At 74.4% G+C, this 20924-nt stretch carries 17 protein-coding genes and 1 tRNA gene; 16 read left to right on the forward strand and 2 right to left on the reverse strand.

Annotated elements, in window-relative coordinates:
* The first annotated feature begins 257 nt into the window (after positions 1 to 257).
* The 7 genes from RTG05_RS06555 to clpX all read left to right on the forward strand — a co-directional run bounded on the left by RTG05_RS06555 (position 258) and on the right by clpX (position 6891).
* Complete coding sequence (locus RTG05_RS06555) at positions 258 to 1286, forward strand: permease (RefSeq protein ID WP_166527966.1); 1029 nt, start codon at positions 258 to 260, stop codon at positions 1284 to 1286.
* A 10-nt stretch (positions 1287 to 1296) separates the two neighbouring features.
* Positions 1297 to 1998 carry a TIGR03943 family putative permease subunit gene (locus tag RTG05_RS06560; protein WP_166527967.1) on the forward strand — a complete coding sequence of 234 codons (702 nt, stop codon included), beginning with the start codon at positions 1297 to 1299 and terminating at the stop codon, positions 1996 to 1998.
* Between the two features lie 56 nt (positions 1999 to 2054).
* Positions 2055 to 2131, forward strand: a tRNA-Pro gene (locus RTG05_RS06565).
* Between the two features lie 82 nt (positions 2132 to 2213).
* A complete protein-coding gene (tig, locus tag RTG05_RS06570; protein WP_315912392.1) occupies positions 2214 to 3797 on the forward strand; it encodes a trigger factor in 1584 nt (527 codons plus the stop codon).
* Positions 3798 to 4101: 304 nt separating this feature from the next.
* Complete coding sequence (locus tag RTG05_RS06575; protein WP_166529550.1) at positions 4102 to 4701, forward strand: ATP-dependent Clp protease proteolytic subunit; 600 nt, start codon at positions 4102 to 4104, stop codon at positions 4699 to 4701.
* Positions 4702 to 4717: 16 nt separating this feature from the next.
* Positions 4718 to 5344 carry an ATP-dependent Clp protease proteolytic subunit gene (locus RTG05_RS06580; RefSeq protein WP_166527968.1) on the forward strand — a complete coding sequence of 209 codons (627 nt, stop codon included), beginning with the start codon at positions 4718 to 4720 and terminating at the stop codon, positions 5342 to 5344.
* 275 nt (positions 5345 to 5619) lie between these two features.
* The gene (gene clpX, locus RTG05_RS06585; RefSeq protein WP_166527969.1) at positions 5620 to 6891 is read left to right on the forward strand and encodes an ATP-dependent Clp protease ATP-binding subunit ClpX; all 1272 of its coding nucleotides are present in this window, start codon (positions 5620 to 5622) and stop codon (positions 6889 to 6891) included.
* 62 nt (positions 6892 to 6953) lie between these two features.
* Here clpX and RTG05_RS06590 read toward each other — a convergent pair whose 3' ends face one another.
* Positions 6954 to 7874, reverse strand: coding sequence for a PDDEXK-like endonuclease domain-containing protein (locus RTG05_RS06590; protein WP_166527970.1), 921 nt, complete (start codon positions 7872 to 7874; stop codon positions 6954 to 6956).
* 160 nt (positions 7875 to 8034) lie between these two features.
* On the opposite strand from RTG05_RS06590, the gene RTG05_RS06595 reads away from it, so the two are divergent.
* Positions 8035 to 8958 (forward strand): oxygenase MpaB family protein, encoded by a 924-nt coding sequence (locus tag RTG05_RS06595; RefSeq protein ID WP_166527971.1) that lies wholly within the window; start codon positions 8035 to 8037, stop codon positions 8956 to 8958.
* 6 nt (positions 8959 to 8964) lie between these two features.
* On the opposite strand, the gene valS is transcribed toward RTG05_RS06595, so the two are convergent.
* The gene (gene valS / locus RTG05_RS06600; protein ID WP_166527972.1) at positions 8965 to 11571 is read right to left on the reverse strand and encodes a valine--tRNA ligase; all 2607 of its coding nucleotides are present in this window, start codon (positions 11569 to 11571) and stop codon (positions 8965 to 8967) included.
* Between the two features lie 42 nt (positions 11572 to 11613).
* Between valS and RTG05_RS06605 the strand changes: the two genes are divergently transcribed.
* From RTG05_RS06605 to rpmA, 8 genes are all read left to right on the forward strand, one after another.
* Positions 11614 to 12969 (forward strand): bifunctional folylpolyglutamate synthase/dihydrofolate synthase, encoded by a 1356-nt coding sequence (locus tag RTG05_RS06605; protein ID WP_166527973.1) that lies wholly within the window; start codon positions 11614 to 11616, stop codon positions 12967 to 12969.
* A 73-nt stretch (positions 12970 to 13042) separates the two neighbouring features.
* Entirely contained in the window at positions 13043 to 13432 is a 390-nt protein-coding gene (locus tag RTG05_RS06610; RefSeq protein ID WP_166527974.1) for a DUF4233 domain-containing protein, read from the forward strand.
* 11 nt (positions 13433 to 13443) lie between these two features.
* Positions 13444 to 13863 carry a nucleoside-diphosphate kinase gene (ndk, locus tag RTG05_RS06615; protein ID WP_166527975.1) on the forward strand — a complete coding sequence of 140 codons (420 nt, stop codon included), beginning with the start codon at positions 13444 to 13446 and terminating at the stop codon, positions 13861 to 13863.
* 77 nt (positions 13864 to 13940) lie between these two features.
* A complete protein-coding gene (locus tag RTG05_RS06620) occupies positions 13941 to 15866 on the forward strand; it encodes a TIGR03960 family B12-binding radical SAM protein (RefSeq protein WP_166527976.1) in 1926 nt (641 codons plus the stop codon).
* On the forward strand, positions 15866 to 16630 hold the full coding sequence (locus RTG05_RS06625) for a TIGR03936 family radical SAM-associated protein (RefSeq protein ID WP_166527977.1): 765 nt from the start codon (positions 15866 to 15868) through the stop codon (positions 16628 to 16630). Before RTG05_RS06620 ends, RTG05_RS06625 begins: the two co-directional genes overlap by 1 nt.
* A gap of 249 nt (positions 16631 to 16879) precedes the next feature.
* Positions 16880 to 19951, forward strand: coding sequence for an Rne/Rng family ribonuclease (locus RTG05_RS06630; protein WP_166527978.1), 3072 nt, complete (start codon positions 16880 to 16882; stop codon positions 19949 to 19951).
* A gap of 267 nt (positions 19952 to 20218) precedes the next feature.
* Positions 20219 to 20530, forward strand: a complete 312-nt coding sequence (gene rplU / locus RTG05_RS06635) for a 50S ribosomal protein L21 (RefSeq protein WP_166527979.1) — start codon at positions 20219 to 20221, stop codon at positions 20528 to 20530.
* Between the two features lie 7 nt (positions 20531 to 20537).
* Positions 20538 to 20795: a 50S ribosomal protein L27 gene (gene rpmA / locus RTG05_RS06640; RefSeq protein WP_166527980.1), complete on the forward strand. Its 258-nt coding sequence runs from the start codon at positions 20538 to 20540 to the stop codon at positions 20793 to 20795.
* Positions 20796 to 20924: the final 129 nt, after the last annotated feature.

Below are 20924 nucleotides of genomic sequence, written 5' to 3' on the forward strand. Positions count from 1 at the left end.
ACGAGCCCCGCTGACCGAGGTCGGCCGGGCTCCCGGTCCGGGACGAGGGTAGCGCGCGCCGGATCGGCGGGTCCCCGCGGCACTCGGACGTCGTCCCCGTCCACGGCGACGCACCCGGCCGGCACGCAGGGGACGTCCACACGTCGCCCAACGACGCGGTCACCACACCTGACCGCGCGTCGGACGGCCCCCGGAGGACCGCCCGCGTGGCATGGTGACCGCCGACTCCGGACGGTCACGACAGGCGAGGGAGGCCGGTGTCCCGTTCCCCGGCGGATCCGGCCACGTCGTCCCCGGCCCGGGGCCGCGCGGCCTCGCCTGCCGACCGCACCCGGTCGCTGCCGTCGTCCCGGGACTTCCTCCTCGGGCTCCTGGTCCAGGTCCTCGTCATCCGGTGGCTGTGGCCGGACCTGTTCGCCATCCCCGCCCTGCAGGCCTGGGCGACTGTCTTCGTCGCGGTCTGCCTCCAGGCACTGCCGTTCCTGGTCATCGGGGTGCTGCTGTCCGCCGCCATCAGCGCCTTCGTCCCGCCGTCCTTCTTCCAACGAGCCCTGCCGCGGCGCCCGGCGCTCGCCGTCCCGGTGGCCTCGCTCAGCGGCGCGGTGCTGCCCGGCTGCGAGTGCGCCTCCGTGCCGGTCGCCGGCAGCCTGGTGCGCCGCGGCGTCGCCCCCGCGGCGGCCCTCGCCTTCCTGCTCTCTGCCCCGGCGATCAACCCGGTCGTGCTGGTCGCCACCGCGGTCGCCTTCCCCGACGAGCCGCTCATGGCGGTCGCCCGCTTCGCCGCCTCCCTCGTCGCGGCCGTCGTCATGGGGTGGCTGTGGACTGCCTACGGCCGGGGGGAGTGGCTGCGGCTGCCGTCCCGGTCCGCGGACCACGGGGACGCCGGCCGCCTCGGGACCTTCCGCGCCGCCGCCCAGCACGACCTGCTGCACGCCGGTGGCTTCCTGGTCGTCGGCGGCATCACCGCGGCGACCCTCAACGTCGTCGTCCCCCGGGCGTGGCTGGAGCAGCTCGCGGACTCCCCGCTGCTGTCGGTCCTGGTGCTGGCCGTCCTCGCCGTCGTCCTGGCCATCTGCTCGGAGGCCGACGCCTTCGTCGCCGCCAGCCTGACCTCCTTCAGCCTCACCTCCCGGCTGGTCTTCCTCGTCGTGGGCCCGGTCGTCGACGTCAAGCTGATCGCGCTGCAGTCGGGCACCTTCGGACGCCGCTTCGCCCTGCGGTTCGCACCGGTCACCTTCACCGTCGCCGTCCTCTCGGCGCTTGGCGTCGCCTGGGTCGTGTGGTGAGGAGCCGCCCGTGGACCGGCTGACCCAGCTCTGGGTCCTCCTGCTGCTCGGCGGCGTCACCCTCGCCGTCGCGCTGGGCGACGCCCACCTCGCCTACGTCCGGCCCGGCTTCCGGCCGCTGCTGCTGGGCGCCGGCGCCGTCCTGCTCCTCCTCGGCCTCGCCGGCCTGCTCCGCGAGCGCTCTCCTGGAGGCGCCCACGGCCACGGCGCCCCCCGCGTCGCCTGGCTGCTGCTCCTCCCCGTCACCGTGGTGCTGCTGGTCGCCCCGCCCGCGCTGGGCTCCTTCACCGCGGCACGGCAGGCCCTGCAGGTCCAGGCCGCCGCGCAACCGCCGGCCCCCGGGATCGGGCCGGACGACCCCGGCGAGCAGCACCGCACGATGGCCCTCCTCGAGTACTCGCTGCACGCGCTCGCTGCGGACACCAGCGCCCTGGACGGCCGGCTCGTCCGGCTGACCGGCTTCGTGACCCCGCGGGAGGGCGGCGGCTGGTACGTCTCCCGCATCGGGATCAAGTGCTGCGCGGCCGACGCGGTGGCGGTCACCGTCGTGGTCGACGCCGAGCGCGGGGACCTGGCCGCCGACCAGTGGGTGGAGGTCGTCGGCTCCTGGGCGCCACCGCGGCCGCACCCCGCCGGCGGCCACCCGGAGGCGGTCGTCGCGCCCCGCTCGGTGACCCCCATCGAGGCGCCGGCCAACACCTACCAGGGCTGATCGGACCGCCGTCCGGACGGCTCCGCCGCAGGGCGCGCCTAGACTCCCTGGGGCCACGGGGTGTGGCGCAGTTTGGTAGCGCACCCGCTTTGGGAGCGGGGGGCCGTGGGTTCAAATCCCGCCACCCCGACCACCACCCGCCGTCCCTAGACTCGTGGGCCGACCCGGCGTCGTCCGGCGCCGTCCCCGTCTGCCGATCGAGGAGCACTGCCGCTGTGAAGAGCACCATCGAGGAACTGGGCCCCACGCGGGTCCGGATGGCGATCGAGGTGCCGTGGGGGGACCTGGACCACGCCTTCGCCGAGGTCTACAAGGAGCTGCGCAACCAGGTGCGCATCCCCGGCTTCCGCCCGGGCAAGGTGCCCAACCGGGTCATCGACACCCGCATCGGCCGCCCGGTGGTGCTCGAGCAGGTCGTCCAGCACGCCGTCCCGGAGGTCTACTCCGAGGTCGTCCGCGAGAACCAGGTGCGCGTGCTCGGCCAGCCCGACATCGAGGTGACCCGCCTCGACGACAACGACACCCTCGCCTTCACCGCCGAGGTCGACGTCGCGCCCAAGGTCGAGCTGCCCCCGCTGGACGGCCTCGCGGTCACCGTGGACGACGTCGAGGTCACCGACGAGGAGATCGACCAGCAGATCTCGGTCATGCGCGAGCGCTTCGGCATGCTCACCGCCGTCGAGCGCGCCGCCCAGGACGGCGACTTCGTCTCCATCGACCTCGAGGCCACGCTCGACGGCGAGGTGCTCGAGGACGGCTCGACCACCGGCATGTCCTACGAGGTCGGCTCCGGCAACCTGATGCAGGGCCTCGACGACGCCGTCCGCGGGCTGTCGGCCGATGAGTCCGCCACCTTCCAGACCGCGCTCCTGCAGGGCCCCAACGCCGGTGAGTCCGCCGACGTCACCGTCACCGTCCGCTCGGTGAAGACCAAGGAGCTCCCGGAGCTGGACGACGAGTTCGCCTCCACCGCGAGCGAGTTCGACACCCTCGAGGAGCTGCGGGACGACGTCCGCACCCGGCTGGCCCGCACCAAGGTGCTGCAGCAGGGCGCCCAGGCCCGCGACAAGCTGGTCGAGCACCTCATCGAGACCGTCGAGGTGCCCATCCCCGAGAAGCTGGTCGAGCGCGAGATCGAGTGGCGCAACCAGGCCATGCAGAACGAGCTGCAGCAGGCCGGCATGGACTGGGACGCCTTCCTGCAGATGTCCGGAGTGGAGAGCCGCGAGGCCTACGAGGCCGAGCAGCGGACGAACATCGAGGAGGCAGTGCGCACCCAGTTCATCCTGGACGCGATCGCCGACGCCCGTGAGGTCACCGTCGACAACGACGACCTCTCCGCGCAGGTCATGGCTCAGGCCCAGCGCAACCGGATGAGCCCGGAGCAGTACGCCCAGCAGCTGCAGCAGGGCGGCAACATCGCCGAGTTCGTCGCCGACGTCCGCCGCACCAAGACCCTCGCCCAGCTGCTCGAGCAGACCACCATCACCGACGCCTCCGGCAACGTCGTCGACCTGGAGGCGCTGCGCCCGCGCACCGTCCCGGCCCCGGCCGCCGGTGCGGCCGACGACGCCGGCACTCCGGACGACGACGCCACCGGCGAGCCCGACCTCGGGGACGCCGAGCCCGAGGACGCGACCGAGGACGGCCTCGGCGGGGACGCCGCCGACCAGTCGCCCGAGGTTGCCGGGCCCACCGTCGGCCCGACCACCGACGACGACGGGGACGCCGCGGTCGACCCCGCCGTCGACACCGCCGCGCCGGACGCCGACGCCGCCGACGGGACCGCTGCCCGCTGACGCAGGCCCCTCCGCACGGCCGACGCCGTCCCGCCCCCGCACCCCGGGGAGGGGCGGCGTCGTCCGTCCCGGGGGTGCCGGCCGCGGGCCGCTGCGCCGACGGCGAACACCCCCGGCGCCGGGACTGCCGCCTCGTGCCCGCGCGTTAGGGTCGGTGCAACCCAGGTCGGCCCCGGGGACACCGCGCCGCGCGACGCCCCCGGTCCGGCACCACAGCCCCGCCCAGCGAGACCGACTGCGCGACAGTCATACGGAGGTCACCGGACCCGTGAGCACCAACCCGAACCAGGTGAGCGCACCGCTCATGCGTGGCGCCGCCGGGGGCATGAACCTCGGCGACTCGGTCTACGAGCGCCTGCTGCGCGAGCGCATCATCTTCCTGGGCACCCAGGTCGACGACGTCATCGCCAACCAGCTCGCCGCCCAGATGCTGCTGCTGTCCGCCGAGGACCCCAAGCGCGACATCCACCTGTACATCAACTCCCCCGGCGGCTCGGTCAGCGCCGGCATGGCCATCTACGACACGATGCAGTTCATCGACTGCGACGTGGCCACCTACGGCATGGGCCTGGCCGCCTCGATGGGCCAGTTCCTGCTGACCGCCGGCACCAAGGGCAAGCGCTACGCCCTGCCGCACGCGCGGATCATGATGCACCAGCCCTCCGCCGGCGTCGGTGGCACCGCGGCCGACATCGCCATCCAGGCCGACCTCTTCCGGCGCACCAAGAAGGAGCTCAACGAGCTGCAGTCCTTCCACACCGGCCAGAGCGTCGAGCAGATCGACCGGGACTCCGACCGCGACCGCTGGTTCACCGCGCAGGAGGCGCTGGAGTACGGCTTCGTCGACCACGTGGTGAGCAAGGCGGCCATGACCGACAGCACCAACCCGGTCACCGACAACTGAGTCCGGAGGGACCGACATGAGCTTCCAGATGCCCTCCAGCCGCTACATCCTGCCCTCCTTCGTGGAGCGCACGAGCTACGGCATGAAGGAGTCCAACCCCTACAACAAGCTCTTCGAGGAGCGCATCATCTTCCTCGGGGTGCAGATCGACGACGCGTCGGCCAACGACGTGATGGCCCAGCTCATCACGCTGGAGTCCGCCGACCCGGACCGCGACATCACCATCTACATCAACTCCCCGGGTGGCTCCTTCACCTCGCTGATGGCCATCTACGACACGATGATGTTCGTCCGGCCCGACATCCAGACCGTCTGCATGGGCCAGGCCGCCTCGGCCGCCGCCGTCCTGCTGGCCGCCGGCACCCCCGGCAAGCGGCTGGCGCTGCCGTACTCCCGGGTGCTCATCCACCAGCCCTCCGGCGAGGCCGGCGGGCAGGTGTCGGACCTGGAGATCCACGCGGCGGAGATCCAGCGGGTCCGCCAGCAGATGGAGGACATCCTGGCCCGGCACACCGGCCGGTCGCCCGAGCAGGTCCGCGCCGACATCGACCGCGACAAGATCCTCACCGCCGGCGAGGCCAAGGCCTACGGGATCGTCGACGAGGTCATCCAGAGCCGCAAGCTCAACGCCCTGCCGGGCTGACCCTGCGCGACGGGACGGGTCGAGTGCGCGCGTGTCGGGCGCTCGACCCGTACCGTCGGAGGACGCGGGACGCACGACTGCCGGTGCCGCACCCGCCGGGCGAGTCATCACCCGGCGCGGTCGGTGCCGGGAGGTACGGTCGGCGGGCTCTCGACCCCGGCCGGTCGCCGGAGGAGGGTCTCGCCGGAGCGGGGCCGAGCACGGACACCAGCACCAGTTCACAGACGGGCGCCTGATCCGGGAGCCTGGAATCCCCCCGAGGTGGAGGTCAGCAGGTGGCACGAATCGGTGAGAGCGGTGACCTGCTCAAGTGCTCGTTCTGCGGGAAGAGCCAGAAGCAGGTCAAGAAGCTCATCGCTGGCCCCGGGGTCTACATCTGCGACGAGTGCATCGACCTCTGCAACGAGATCATCGAGGAGGAGCTGTCGGAGTCGTCGGACCTGAAGTTCGACGAGCTGCCGAAGCCCAAGGAGATCCACGACTTCCTCGAGCAGTACGTGATCGGCCAGGACAAGGCCAAGCGCGCCCTGTCGGTGGCCGTCTACAACCACTACAAGCGGGTGCAGGCCGGCGGCGCCGGCGGCCGCGACGACTCCGTCGAGCTGGCCAAGTCCAACATCCTGCTGATAGGCCCCACCGGCTGCGGCAAGACCCACCTCGCCCAGACCCTGGCCCGGATGCTCAACGTCCCCTTCGCCATCGCCGACGCCACCGCGCTCACCGAGGCCGGCTACGTCGGTGAGGACGTCGAGAACATCCTGCTCAAGCTGATCCAGGCCGCCGACTACGACGTCAAGCGCGCCGAGACCGGGATCATCTACATCGACGAGGTCGACAAGATCGCCCGCAAGAGCGAGAACCCGTCGATCACCCGCGACGTCTCCGGCGAGGGCGTGCAGCAGGCGCTGCTGAAGATCCTCGAGGGGACGACGGCCTCGGTGCCCCCGCAGGGTGGCCGCAAGCACCCGCACCAGGAGTTCATCCAGATCGACACGACGAACGTGCTGTTCATCGTGGGCGGCGCCTTCGCCGGCCTGGAGAAGATCATCGAGCAGCGGGCCGGCAAGCAGGGCATCGGCTTCGGCTCGGAGGTCCGCTCCAAGAAGGAGATGGACGAGGCCAACACCTTCGCCGAGGTCATGCCCGAGGACCTGCTGAAGTTCGGCATGATCCCGGAGTTCATCGGCCGGCTCCCGGTCATCACCAGCGTCGAGAAGCTCGACCGCGACGCGCTGATGAACATCCTCACCGAGCCGAAGAACGCCCTGGTGCGCCAGTACCGGCGGCTGTTCGAGCTCGACGGGGTGGAGCTGGAGTTCACCGACGACGCGCTGGAGTCGATCGCCGACCAGGCCATCCTCCGCGGCACCGGCGCCCGTGGCCTGCGCGCGATCATGGAGGAGGTGCTGCAGTCGGTGATGTACGACGTCCCCAGCCGGGACGACGTCGCCTCCGTGGTGATCACCCGGGAGGTCGTGCTGGAGCACGTCAACCCGACGATCGTGCCCCGCAAGCCCAGCCGCGCCCCTCGTGAGAAGTCGGCCTAGCAGGTCGGAGAACCGCTGTACCCCGGTGGCCCAGGACCCGCGTGGTCCTGGGCCACCGGTGTTCAGAGGTCCGCGAGCCGGCGTCGCAGGACCGCCTCGATCTCCCGCCGACACCCTGCCGGATCCGTGACCAGCCGCCGGTAGCTGAACCGGAGGACCACCCAGCCGAGCGTCGCCAGCGCGGTGTCGCGGCGCATGTCGCGCTCGCGCTGCTCCCGGCTGCCGTGGAAGGCGGCCCCGTCCAGCTCGACCGCCACTCGCAGCCTCGGCCAGGCGGCGTCGAGGTACACCGTGCGGCCGGTGGGCAGCGCGACCCGGTGCTGCTGCACGAACGGCGGGATCCGGGGGTCCCGCAGCACGTGCAGCACGCCGAAGACCTCCAGCTCGCTCTGGCACCCGCCGGCCACCAGGTCGAGCAGCTCCACGAGCTCGCGCCGGCCGGAGTGCCGCTGCTGCTGCGCCGACGCCGCGCGCAGGTCGTCGACGTCCACCGCCCGCGTCCGGACGGCCTCGATGACCGCCTGGCGCACCACGGGGACCTCGCTGGCCGCCCGCGGGTTCCGCCGCGGCGTGCAGGACCACGCCCAGGCGTCGACGAGGCTGCGCGCCGCGTCCAGGACCGGCAGCCCGTTCACCCCGACCGTCTCCAGCGTCAGCGTCGTCCGGTGGACGGTCACCCCGACGGCGCCGCGCGGCCAGCGGTCGGCCGGCACGGTGACGTGCAGCGGACCGGGCCGCGCCGGTACGAGCTGGTGGACGGCGAGCGCCGACAGGTGACTGAGTGGGCCGCGTGCCCACAGCACCGCGGCGCGGGCACGCACCGGCCACTCGCCGGCCCGGTCGGGGAGGGCGAGGACGCCGGGGTGCAGCAGGACGACGTCCCCGTCGGTCAGCCAGCGGCTGACGCTGGTGGAGCTCGTGGCCAGGGTGACCCGGTCGCGGCGTGCGCTGCCGTGGGGGAGGAGGGCTGCGAGGTCGTGCACGCCGCGCAGCCTGGCGCGGGAGTGGTCCGGTCCGCTCGGGGGCTGTGGACGGCGGCGACCGCTGTACCCGAGTGGCCCGGGGACGCCGTCGAAACGGGCCGTCGGGGTGCAGCGGTGTCGTGCGCGGCACCACCGGCGGGCGGCTGGCACAGTCGAGGCCGTGCGCGCCCTCACCGCCCTGCCCGACGCCGCGCGCGCCGCCTTCCGCAGCCGCGTCTCCGGCGACCCGACCGGCGCCCCGGACTGGGTCCGCGACATCGCCCGCGTCGGCACCGGACCGGGCTGGTTCGCACCCGACGGCGTGGTGTGGCGGGTGCACGGCGACCTGTCCACGCTGGTCGGCGGGGTGGCCGCGCTGCTCGGCCAGGGCGCCCACCCGCTGGCCCTGGCCGGCGTGCAGCGGCACTCGGCCTACCGCGAGGACCCGTGGAAGCGGCTGGCCGGCACCGCCCGCTGGCTGGTGGTGAGCACCTTCGGCTCCGCCGAGCTGGCCGAGCGGGAGGCCGGCCGGGTCCGCGGCATGCACCACAGCGTCCGCGGGGAGGTGGCCGGCCGGCCCTACTCCGCCTCGGACCCGGTGCTGCTGCGCTGGGTGCACCTGGCCTTCACCGACGCGTTCCTCGCCGCCCAACAGGCGGTCGGCCAGGACCTCACCGCCCGCTTCGGCCGGGGCTGGCCGGACGTCTACGTGGCCGAGTGGGCGCGCTCCGCCCAGGCACTGGGCGCCACCGACCTCCCGGCCAGCGCCGCCCAGCTGGCCGAGGCCCTGGCCGCGCACGGCCCCGAGCTCGCCCCGGTGCCGGAATCGCTGCGGGAGTTCCTCGCCGCCCCGCCGGGCCTGAGCCCGCCCGAGCGGGTGTTCTACCGGGGCCTGTCCGGCGCGGCGGCACACCTGGTCTCCCCGGCGGTCGCCCCGCACGCCGGCGTCCCCGGCCGGGGCCGCGGCGGGGCGGTGCCGATCGGGGTGGCCCGCACCCAGCTGCGCGCGCTGCGGCTCGCGCTGGGCGCGCACAGCCCGTCGGAGGAGGCGGCCCGCTGGCGCCTCGGGCTCGGCCCGGCCCCCGCCTGGGCGGCGGGGGCCTGAGCGAGGTCAGCCCTCCGCGAGCACGACGTCCACGGTCAGCGGTCCCTCGCCGGCGACCACGGTCAGCGAGGCGATCCGGCCGGCCTCGGCCAGGTCCCCGCGGGCGGTCTCCACCAGCGCCACCTGCCCGGCCGGCGCGGTCACCGTGGCGGACTCGACGTCGGCGCGCATCGACACCTTCGCGTCGGACTTCGCCTTCCGCACCCCGGCCAGCGCGGCGGCCACCACCGGCAGCACCGACGGGTCCCCGCCGTCCGGCAGCTCGGCCGCGGCCGGCCACGGGGACCGGTGCACGGAGCCGGCCTGCCACCAGGACCAGACTTCCTCGGTGACGAACGGCAGCACCGGGGCGAACAGCCGCAGCTGCACCGACAGCGCCAGCGCCAGCGCCGCCCGGGCGGACTCCGCGGCCGGTCCGCTCCCGTAGGCGCGGGACTTCACCAGCTCCACGTGGTCGTCGCAGAACGACCAGAAGAACGCCTCGGCCACCTCCAGCGCGCGGGTGTAGTTGTAGGACTCCATCGCCGCGGTGGCCTGGGCCACCACGTCCGCGAGGCCGGCGAGCAGCGAGAGGTCCACCGGCTCGGTCACCGCGTCCGCCGAGGCCGAGGCCGACGCGCCCAGCCCCAGCACGAACTTGCCCACGTTGAGCAGCTTGATGGCCAGCCGGCGGCCGACCTTCATCTGCGCCTCGTCGAAGGGGGAGTCCGCCCCCGGCCGGGCACCGGCGGCCCGCCAGCGCACCGCGTCGGTGCCGTAGCGCTCCAGCACGTCGATCGGGGTGACCACGTTGCCCTTGGACTTCGACATCTTCTTGCGGTCGGGGTCCACGACGAAGCCGGAGATGGTGGCGTGCGTCCAGGGCACCGTGCCGTGCTCGAAGTGCGAGCGGACGACGGTGGAGAACAGCCAGGTGCGGATGATGTCGTGGGCCTGCGGGCGCTGGTCCATCGGGAAGACGTGCGCGAACAGCTCCGGGTCGGTGTCCCAACCCGAGGCCACCTGCGGCGACAGCGACGAGGTCGCCCAGGTGTCCATGACGTCGGGGTCGGCCACGAACCCCCCGGGGACGCCGCGCTGGGACTCGGTGTAGCCCTCCGGGACGTCGGAGGACGGGTCGACCGGCAGTGCCGTCTCCGGCGCCAGCAGCGGCTCGTCGAACACCGGCTCCCCGGCGTCGTCCAGGCGGTACCAGACCGGGAACGGGACGCCGAAGAACCGCTGCCGGCTGATCAGCCAGTCGCCGTTGAGGCCCTCCACCCAGTTCTCGTAGCGGTGCCGCATGTGCTCGGGCACCCACCGGATCTCCCGGCCGCGGGCGACCAGCGCCTCCCGCAGCTCGGCGTCCCGGCCGCCGTTGCGGATGTACCACTGCCGCGTGGTGACGATCTCCAGCGGCCGCTCGCCCTTCTCGAAGAACTTCACCGGGTGGGTGATCGGCCGCGGCTCGCCGTCCAGGTCACCGGACTCGCGCAGCAGCTCCACCATGCGCTGCTGGGCGCTGAACACCGTCTTGCCGGCCAGCTCGGCGTAGAGCGCCGCGGGGACGCCGGGCGGCGGCTCGGGCAGCAGCCGGCCGTCCCAGCCGACGATCGCGCGGGTGGGCAGCTGCAGCTCCCGCCACCAGGTGACGTCGTTGAGGTCCCCGAAGGTGCAGATCATCGCGATGCCCGAGCCCTTGTCCGGCTCGGCGAGGCGGTGGGCCACCACGGGCACCTCGACGCCGAACACCGGCGTCCGCACGGTGGAGCCGAACAGCGGCCGGTACCGCTCGTCGTCGGGGTGGGCGACCAGCGCGACGCAGGCGGGCAGCAGCTCGGGGCGGGTGGTCTCGATGTGCACCGGGCCGGAGGGGCCGCTGGCTGGGTCGGGCTGGGCGGAGATGGGATGGAAGGCGATCCGGTGGTAGGCGCCGGGGCGCTCGCGGTCCTCCAGCTCGGCCTGGGCGACCGCGGTGCGGAAGGTGACGTCCCAGAGGGTGGGCGCCTCCTGCGCGTAGGCCTCGCCGCGGGCCAGGTTGTGCAGGAACGCGCGCTGCGCGGTGGCCCGGGAGGTCGCCGAGATCGTGCGGTAGACGTTCGTCCAGTCCACCGACAGCCCGACGCGGCGCCACAGCTCGGCGAACGCCTCCTCGTCCTCCGCCGTCAGCCGCTCGCACAGCTCGACGAAGTTGCGGCGGGAGACCGGCAGCTGGTCCTTGCCCGGCTTCTCGGGCGGGGTGAGGCCCTCCTCGTAGGGCAGCGAGGGGTCGCAGCGGACGCCGTAGTAGTTCTGCACCCGCCGCTCGGTGGGCAGGCCGTTGTCGTCCCAGCCCATCGGGTAGAACACGTGCCGCCCGCGCATCCGCTGGTAGCGGGCGACGATGTCGGTGTGCGTGTAGCTGAACACGTGCCCGACGTGCAGCGACCCGCTGGCCGTCGGCGGCGGGGTGTCGATCGACCAGGTCTGCTCCCGCGGGGCCGCCAGCGCGGCCGCCCGGTCGAAGGCGTAGGTGCCGTCGGCCGCCCAGCGGGCCGTCCACTTGCCCTCGAGCCCGTCCAGCGACGGCTTGTCCGGTACACCGGCGACCGTCCCCGGAGCCGGGGGGACGGAGGTCGTGGTGTCGGCAGCCATGGGCCTCAGTCTAGGAAGCGGGCGGCTGGCATCCTGGACGGGATGAGCAGCACCCGGACCGCCGACCTCGCCCGCGTCGAGGGCGAGCTGCTGGCCCGCTGGCCGGAGACGCGCCTGGAGCCCTCGCTCGGCCGGATCGCCGCCCTGGTGGACCTGCTCGGCTCGCCGCACCGGGCCTACCCCGTCGTCCAGGTGGCCGGCACCAACGGCAAGACGACGACGGCGCGGATGGTCGACGAGCTGCTGCGCGGCTTCGGCCTGCGGGTGGGCCGGTTCACCAGCCCGCACCTGCAGTCGGTGCGTGAGCGGATCGTGCTCGACGGCGAGCCGGTCACCCCCGAGCGGTTCGTGGAGACCTACGAGGACGTCGCGCCGTACGTGCAGATGGTCGACGCCGCCGGCGGGCACCCGATGAGCTTCTTCGAGGTCATGGTGGGCATGGCCTACGCGACCTTCGCCGAGGCCCCGGTCGACGTCGCCGTGATCGAGGTCGGGATGGGCGGCACCTGGGACGCCACCAACGTCGTCGACGCCCGGGTCGCCGTCGTCACCCCGGTGGCGCTGGACCACGCCGAGTACCTCGGCCCCGACGTCGGCACCATCGCCGGGGAGAAGGCCGGGGTGATCAAGCGCGACGCGGTCGCGGTGCTGGCCCGCCAGCAGCCCGCGGCGCTGGACGCGCTGGTCCGCCGGGCGGTCGAGGTGGAGGCCGTGGTCGCGCGGGAGGGCACCGAGTTCGGCGTCCTGGAGCGGAAGGTCGCCGTCGGCGGGCAGCAGGTGCGGCTGCAGGGCCTGGGCGGGGAGTACGCGGAGCTGTTCCTCCCGCTGTTCGGCGCGCACCAGGCGCAGAACGCCGCGACCGCGCTGGCCGCCGTCGAGGCCTTCCTCGGCGCCGGCGCGGGCACCGGGCCGGTCGACCAGGAGACCGTGCGCGCCGCGTTCGCCGCCGTCCGGTCACCGGGCCGCCTCGAGCGGGTGCGCACCAGCCCGACGGTGCTGGTCGACGCCGCGCACAACCCCGCCGGCATGGCGGCGACGGTCGAAGCGGTGCGGGAGTCCTTCGACTTCACCCGGTTGGTCGGGGTGGTCGGCGTGGTCCGCGGCAAGGACGTCGAGGGCATGCTGCGGGAGCTGGAGGGCGTCTGCGCGGAGCTGGTGGTCACCGAGAACGGCTCGCCGCGGGCGATGCCGGCCGACGAGCTGGGCGCGCTGGCCGTCGACGTCTTCGGCGCCGGCCGGGTCAGCGTCTCCCCGCGGCTGCCAGAGGCCCTCACGGAGGCGATCGAGCTGGCCGAGGCCGGCCCGGACGACGCCCTGGGCGGCTCCGGTGTGCTGGTCACCGGCAGCGTCGTCACCGCCGGCGAGGCCCGCACGGTCCTCGGCCGGGGCGCGCGGTGACCGAGCTGGCGAGGTCACCGATGGGCGCAGCACGGCCCCGCACGGTGCCGACGAGCGCCAGCGAGGAGGCACCGTGACGGCGCCGGACCCGGTGCGGGCGGCCCGGGCGCTGCGCGGGTCGGCGGCCGCGGTGCTGGTGCTCGAGGGCATCGCGGTGCTGTTCGTGCCGCGCGGCATCGCCCAGTCGGGCGACGGTCTCGGCGGCGTGGAGCTCATCCTCCTGCTGGTGCTGGCCGGCGTCCTCGTGCTGGCCAGCGGGGTGCAGCGCCGTCCGCAGGGCCTGGTGGTGGGCACCGCGCTGCAGGTGCCGCTGCTGCTCACCGGCCTGCTCAACGGCGCCATGTGGTTCGTCGGCGGCGTCTTCGTGCTCATCTGGCTGTACCTGCTGCAGATCCGCAAGGAGCTGCTCGGCTCCCCGTTCGGCGACCCCGCGCCCCGGGGGGACGGCGACCCCGCCGCGTAGGCTGCCCTCCCGTGTCCGCACCCGCGCCCGAGCGCACCCTGGTCCTCGTCAAGCCCGACGGCGTCGCCCGCGGCCTGGTCGGCGAGGTGATCTCCCGGCTGGAGGCCAAGGGGCTGCGCCTGGTCGCCGCCGAGCTGCGCACGCTGGGCCGCGACGTGGCCGAGGAGCACTACGGCGAGCACCGCGAGCGGCCGTTCTTCGGCTCGCTGGTCGACTTCATCACCGGCGGCCCGCTGCTCGCGCTGGTCGTCGAGGGCCCGCGCGCCATCGAGGCGTTCCGCGCGCTGGCCGGCGCCACCGACCCGGTCAAGGCCGCGCCCGGCACCATCCGCGGCGACCACGCCCTGGAGGTGCAGGAGAACGTCGTGCACGGCTCGGACTCCCCGGAGTCCGCCGCCCGCGAGATCGGCCTGTTCTTCCCGCAGCTCTAGAAGGACCCCCTCGCCCCCCGCCACTCGCACGCTCGCGGCGGCACCCTGCGAGGGGGCCCGGCTACCCTGGTCGGGTCATGAACGGTGAAACGCTGTACCCCCGTCTCGAACCGCTGCTCGCCCAGGTGGCCAAGCCGATCCAGTACGTCGGCGGTGAGCTGAACGCGCAGGTCAAGGCGTGGGACGACGTCGCCGTCCACTGGGCGCTGATGTACCCCGACGCCTACGAGGTGGGGCTGCCCAACCAGGGCCTGATGATCCTCTACGAGGTGCTCAACGAGCGGCCCGACGCCCTGGCCGAGCGCACCTACGCCGTCTGGCCCGACCTCGCCGCGTTGATGCGCGAGCACGGCGTCGGCCAGTTCACCGTCGACTCCCACCGCGCGGTCGCCGACTTCGACGTCCTCGGCGTCAGCTTCGCCACCGAGCTCGGCTACACCAACCTGCTCGAGGCCCTGGACCTCGCCGGGGTGCCGCTGCACGCGGTCGACCGCGACGAGACCCACCCGGTCGTCGTCGCCGGCGGGCACGCCGCGTTCAACCCCGAGCCGGTGGCCGACTTCGTCGACTGCGCCGTCCTCGGCGACGGCGAGCAGGTCGTCGGCGACGTCACCGACGTGGTCGCGGCGTGGAAGGCCCAGGGCCGCCCCGGCGGCCGGGTGGAGCTGCTGGCCCGGCTGGCCCGGGTCGACGGCGTCTACGTGCCGCGCTTCTACGCGGTCTCCTACGCCCCGGACGGCGGCATCGCGGCCGTGACGCGCGCCCGCGAGGACGTCCCGGCGCGGGTGGGCAAGCGCACCGTCATGGACCTCGACGAGTGGCCGTACCCGAAGACGCCGCTGGTGCCGCTGGCCGAGAGCGTGCACGAGCGGATGAGCGTGGAGATCTTCCGCGGCTGCACCCGCGGCTGCCGGTTCTGCCAGGCCGGGATGATCACCCGGCCGGTGCGCGAGCGGACCATCACCGGCATCGGCTCGATGGTCGACCAGGGCCTGCGCGCGACCGGCTACGAGGAGGTCGGGCTGCTGTCGCTGTCCAGCGCCGACCACTCCGAGATCGGCCAGGTGGCCAAGGAGCTCGCCGACCGCTACGAGGGCACCAACACCGGCCTGTCCCTCCCGAGCACCCGGGTGGACGCCTTCAACGTCACCCTGGCCAACGAGCTGTCCCGCAACGGCCGCCGCTCCGGCCTCACCTTCGCCCCCGAGGGCGGCAGCGAGCGGATCCGCCGGGTGATCAACAAGACGGTGTCCAAGGAGGACCTGGTCCGCACCGTCACCACCGCCTACGCCAACGGCTGGACGCAGGTGAAGCTCTACTTCATGTGCGGTCTGCCCACGGAGACCGACGAGGACGTGCTGGAGATCGCCGAGCTCGCCGTCGAGGTGATCCGCGCCGGGCGGGAGGCCAGCGGGCGCAAGGACATCCGCTGCACCGTCTCCATCGGCGGCTTCGTGCCCAAGCCGCACACCCCGTTCCAGTGGGCCGCGCAGGCCAGCGCGGACACCATCGACTCCCGCCTCCGGGTGCTGCGCCAGGCGATCAACGCCGACCGGCGCATCGGCCGCTCCATCGGCCTGCGGTACCACGACGGCAAGCCCGGCGTGGTCGAGGGCCTGCTGTCCCGCGGCGACCGCCGGGTGGGCCGGGTCATCGAGCGGGTGTGGCGCGAGGGCGGGAGGTTCGACGGCTGGAGCGAGCACTTCTCCTACGAACGGTGGACGCAGGCCGCGGCCGCGGAGCTCGCCGCGTTCGGCGTCGACCTGGACTGGTACACCACCCGCGAGCGCGGCCAGGACGAGGTGCTGCCCTGGGACCACCTGGACTCCGGGCTGGACAAGGAGTGGCTCTGGGACGACTGGCAGGAGGCCCTCGCCGAGGAGGAGGTCGCCGACTGCCGGTGGACCCCCTGCTACGACTGCGGCGTCTGCCCCACCAACGGCACGGAGATCCAGATCGGGCCGACCGGGCGCAGCCTGCTGCCGCTCACGGTCGTCCGCTAGTGGCCCGCCAGCCCGAGGGCCCGCCGCCGCCCCCGACGGTGCAGAAGCTGCGGCTGCGCTACGCCAAGCGCGGGCCGCTGCGCTTCGCCTCGCACCGCGACCTCGCCCGCGCCCTGGAGCGCGCGCTGCGCCGGGCCCAGGTGCCCATGGCCTTCTCCGCCGGGTTCAGCCCGCACCCGAAGATCTCCTACGTCGGCGCCGCGCCCACCGGGTCGGCCAGCGAGGCCGAGTACGCGGAGATCGGCCTGACCCGGCGGTGCGAACCCGAGGCGGTGCGGGCCGCGCTGGACGCCTCGCTGCCCCCCGGCATCGACGTCCTCGAGTGCGTGGAGGCCCTGGGCCCGGGGTCGCTGGCCGACCGGATCGACGCGGCCGTGTGGCGGGTCGAGCTGCCCGGCGTGGCGCCCGCGGAGCTGGCCGCGGCGGTCGAGGCGTTCCTGGCCGCCGAGGTGGTCACCGTCGCCAAGCGCACCAAGAACGGGCTCCGGGATGTCGACGCGCGGCCCGCCGTGGCCGACGCGTCGGCGGGCGGGGAGTCAGGTTGTGCCATACTGCACATGGTCGTCCGGCAGGTGACGCCCTCCGTTCGACCCGACGACGTGTTGGCCGCCCTGGTTGCCGTCGCCGACCTGCGCCCGCCGTCGCCCCCCCGGGCCGTGCGTGAGGCGCAGGGCCGGCTCGACGGCAGCGGGACGGTGGCCGACCCGCTCGGCCCGGACCGCGTCGCAGGCGCCCGCTGCCAGGGGGAGCCCGCCGCGGTCTGACCGTGGGCCGGGGCGCACGCCGTCGCGCGACACGGCTGCCAGACGTGACGCACCCCGAGATCTCGCACCACCCCGCACCACCCGGCGCCCGGCCGCGGCGACACCTCGCCCGGGCACCGGCCCCAGACTTCGCGGGTCGAGCCTGCCGCCGAACCCGGCGCGGGCCCGCCCCGCCCCACCCGTGCTCCTGCGCGGCCGCCCGTCCTCGCGATCGGCGCCCGGGAGCAGTACACAGGAGGCGAGCCACCCGTGGCCGACCAGACAGACGACCGCACGACCACCCCGGCCGAGGAGGACCTCGCGGCCCCGCCGCAGGACGGCGACACCCCCGCGGCCGAGCAGGAGCTCCTGGCCGCCGAGTCCGGCGAGGACGACGACGCCGGCGAACGGGCCGCCGCGGAGGCACCCGCGGAGCACGCACCTGCCGAGGACGAGGCGCCCGAGCCCCCGGTGGCCGAGCCGGAGGAGGCCCCGGTCTCCCGCTTCGGCGCGCAGTTCAGCTCCCCGGAGCCCACCGCGGTCATCGCCCGTCCCCGCCGCCGGGCCACCCGGCCGGCCGGCGCGGCCGACCCGGACGCCTACACCGACCTGCCGCCGGTCGCCCCGGCCCTCCCGGCGTTCGTGAGCTTCGTGGCGCCGACCGAGACCGACGCGCCGGCCCCGCCGCGCCGGCGCAGCCGCCGACCGCTGGCCGAGTCGCCGGTGGCCGAGGAGGCCGACGCCGAGCCGGCCGAGGACCTCGACGAGGACGTCCCGGCACCGCGCTCCCGGCGCGGTCGCTCCCGCCGCCGCTCCGCCGCCGAGGAGACCCCCGCGCCGGTCGAGGACACCGAGGACACCGACACCGACGAGGACGCCGCCGACGAGGACACCACCGCCGGCGACGACGGCGACGACACCGGTGGCGGCAGCCGGCGCCGCCGCCGGGGCCGCCGCGGCCGCGGCCGGGGCCGCACCGGTGAGGACGCCGGCGACGGCGACGAGGACACCGACGAGGACGCCGGTGACGAGCGGGGCACCGACGACGCCGACGAGGACAGCGACGCCGGCGAGGACACCGCCGAGGACGACGACGAGGGCGGCTCGAGCACCCGCCGCCGGCGTCGGCGCCGCCGCCGGGGGAGCAGCAGCGCCGAGCCCGGTGAGGCCACCGCCGACGGCGACGACGACCGCCCGGAGCGGGCCGGCCGCAACGGCCGCACCACCAGCGACGACGACGTCCGGGGGGTGGCCGGCTCCACCCGCCTGGAGGCCAAGCGGCAGCGCCGCCGGGACGGTCGGGACAGCGGCCGCCGCCGCACGGCGATCCTCACCGAGTCCGAGTTCCTCGCCCGCCGCGAGGCGGTGGACCGCAAGATGGTCATCCGCCAGCGGGGCGAGCGCACGCAGATCGCCGTCCTCGAGGACGACGTGCTCGTCGAGCACTACGTGACCCAGGCGCAGGCGACGTCCTTCGCCGGCAACGTCTACCTCGGCCGGGTGCAGAACGTGCTGCCCAGCATGGAGGCCGCGTTCGTCGACATCGGCAAGGGCCGCAACGCGGTGGTCTACGCCGGCGAGGTCAACTGGGACGCCGCCGGCCTGTCGGGCAAGCAGCGCTCCATCGAGCAGGCGATGAAGTCCGGCGACAAGGTGCTCGTCCAGGTCACCAAGGACCCGATCGGGCACAAGGGCGCCCGGCTGACCCAGCAGGTCAACCTGCCCGGCCGGTTCCTGGTCTACGTGCCGGGCGGGTCGATGACCGGCATCAGCCGCAAGCTGCCCGACACCGAGCGCACCCGGCTCAAGGACATCCTCAAGAAGATCGTCCCCGAGGACGCCGGCGTGATCATCCGCACCGCCGCCGAGGGCGCCTCCGAGGAGGAGCTCACCCGCGACGTGGCCCGGCTGCAGGCCCAGTGGGAGGTCATCCAGAAGAAGGCCGAGTCCTCCTCCACCGCCCCGGCGCTGCTCTACGGCGAGCCCGACCTCGCCATCCGCGTCATCCGCGACGTCTTCAACGAGGACTTCAAGGAGCTCGTCGTCCAGGGCGACGACGCCTGGGACACCGTCGAGGCCTACGTCGCACACGTCTCCCCGGAGCTGTCCGGGCGGCTGACCCGGCACACCGGCGAGGGCGACGTCTTCCGCGACCTGCGCATCGACGAGCAGCTGATGAAGGCCCTCGACCGCAAGGTGTGGCTGCCCTCGGGCGGCTCGCTGGTCATCGACCGCACCGAGGCGATGACCGTCGTGGACGTCAACACCGGCAAGTTCACCGGCTCCGGCGGGAACCTCGAGCAGACCGTCACGCGCAACAACATGGAGGCGGCCGAGGAGATCGTCCGCCAGCTCCGGCTGCGCGACATCGGCGGCATGATCGTCATCGACTTCATCGACATGGTGCTGGAGAGCAACCGCGACCTGGTGCTGCGCCGGCTCACCGAGTGCCTGGGCCGCGACCGCACCAAGCACCAGGTCGCCGAGGTCACCTCGCTCGGCCTGGTGCAGATGACCCGCAAGCGGGTCGGCCAGGGCCTGCTGGAGGTCTTCTCCGAGCCGTGCGAGCACTGCCGCGGACGGGGTGTCGTGGTGCACCTCGACCCGGCGGAGGACAAGCGCCGCGGCGGCGGGAACGCCCCAGCGGGCAACGGCGGTGGCACCGGCCGGCGCGAGCAGCAGCGCGGCGACCGCGGACGCGACGGCGGCGCCCGGCCGGCCGAGGAGACTCCGGACCCGGTGCCCGCCGACGCCGCGGAGGAGACCCCCGCGGTCACCGGCACCGAGGGCGACGGCCAGCGCTCCGGCGGCGGACGCCGCAGCCGCGGCCGGCGCAACCGCGGCCAGTCCGGTGAGGACCGCGCCGCCGAGGACGCCGCCGTGCTCACGGCGACCGTCGACGCGCCGGCGCCGGAGGTCGAGCAGCCGGCGGTCGAGCAGCCGGAGGTCGAGCAGCCGGAGGTCGAGCAGCCCGTGGTCGAGCAGCCCGAGGCGGCCGTGCCCGAGGCCGCCGCGGCCGGCGGGACGCCGGAGGTGGCCGACCCCGCGCCGGTGGAGCCGGTCGCCGAGCGCATCGGCACCCCGTTCGCCGCCCAGCCGCAAGCGGCCGAGCAGGAGTCCGCCCAGCCGCAGGCCGCGCAGCCGCAGGCAGTCGACCAGGAGGCCGCGCAGCCCGAGCCGCCGGCCGACGACGAGGCCGTGCCGGCCGGCGCCGGCCCCGACGACCCCGGCCCGGCGGAGGCGCACGAGGACCCGGTCGAGCCGACCCCCGTCGAGGCGCCGGTCACCCGCCCGCGCCGCCGGCGGGCCGCCAGCCGCCCCGCGGGACCGCCGGCGTCCTGACACCCGGTACCCGCACCGCGAGCGTGTGCGCCGGCGCCCCCGTCCCCGGCCGGGGAACCGGGCCCCGGCGCACGCGCTCCGGGCCGGGCCGGGCGGTCGGGGGGCCTGCCGCGCGTCCTGGCCGCTCGGGTACGCTGGTCGGGTTGCACCGCCCCGGCACCGCGCACCGCACGGTGTGCACCTGGGAGGCGGGCAACCCGTCCAGCACCCGGCGCCCGGCGTCCGGGCGCACGCAGGACACGACAGAGGCGATCGAGGAGTCCAGTGGTGTACGCAGTCGTCAAGGCCGGTGGCCGCCAGCACAAGGTGGCCGTGGGCGACCGGTTCACGGTCAACCGTCTCGTGGGTGAGGCGGGCGACTCCGTCACCCTGCCGGCCCTGCTGCTGGTCGACGGCGACACCGTCACGAGCGACGCGGCGACCCTGGCCGGCGTCACCGTGACCGGCGAGATCGTCGGCCACGGCAAGGGCCCGAAGATCCGCATCCACAAGTTCAAGAACAAGACCGGGTACCACAAGCGTCAGGGGCACCGTCAGCCGCTGACCGACGTGGTCGTCCGCGACATCACGAAGGGCTGACGCCGACATGGCACACAAGAAGGGCGCCTCGTCCTCCCGCAACGGCCGCGACTCCAACGCCCAGCGTCTGGGCGTCAAGCGCTTCGGTGGCCAGGTCGTGAAGGCCGGCGAGATCATCGTCCGCCAGCGTGGCACCCACTTCCACCCGGGCCTGGGCGTCGGCCGCGGCAACGACGACACGCTGTTCGCGCTGCAGCCGGGCTCGGTCACCTTCGGCACCAAGCGGGGGCGCAAGACCGTCTCCATCACCGCCGTCGCGAGCTGACGTAGGACCCCGTCCTCCTCACCGCTCGCAGGCTCGCGGTGAGCCTCTGGACGGGGCCGTTCCAGCACGTCACGAGCGCACGGGCCCTCCGCCCGTGCGCTCGCAGCGCTCGACAACGAGGAAAGAGGC

This window comes from Geodermatophilus sp. DSM 44513, from assembly GCF_032460525.1.
In the GTDB taxonomy this organism is placed as follows: domain Bacteria; phylum Actinomycetota; class Actinomycetes; order Mycobacteriales; family Geodermatophilaceae; genus Geodermatophilus.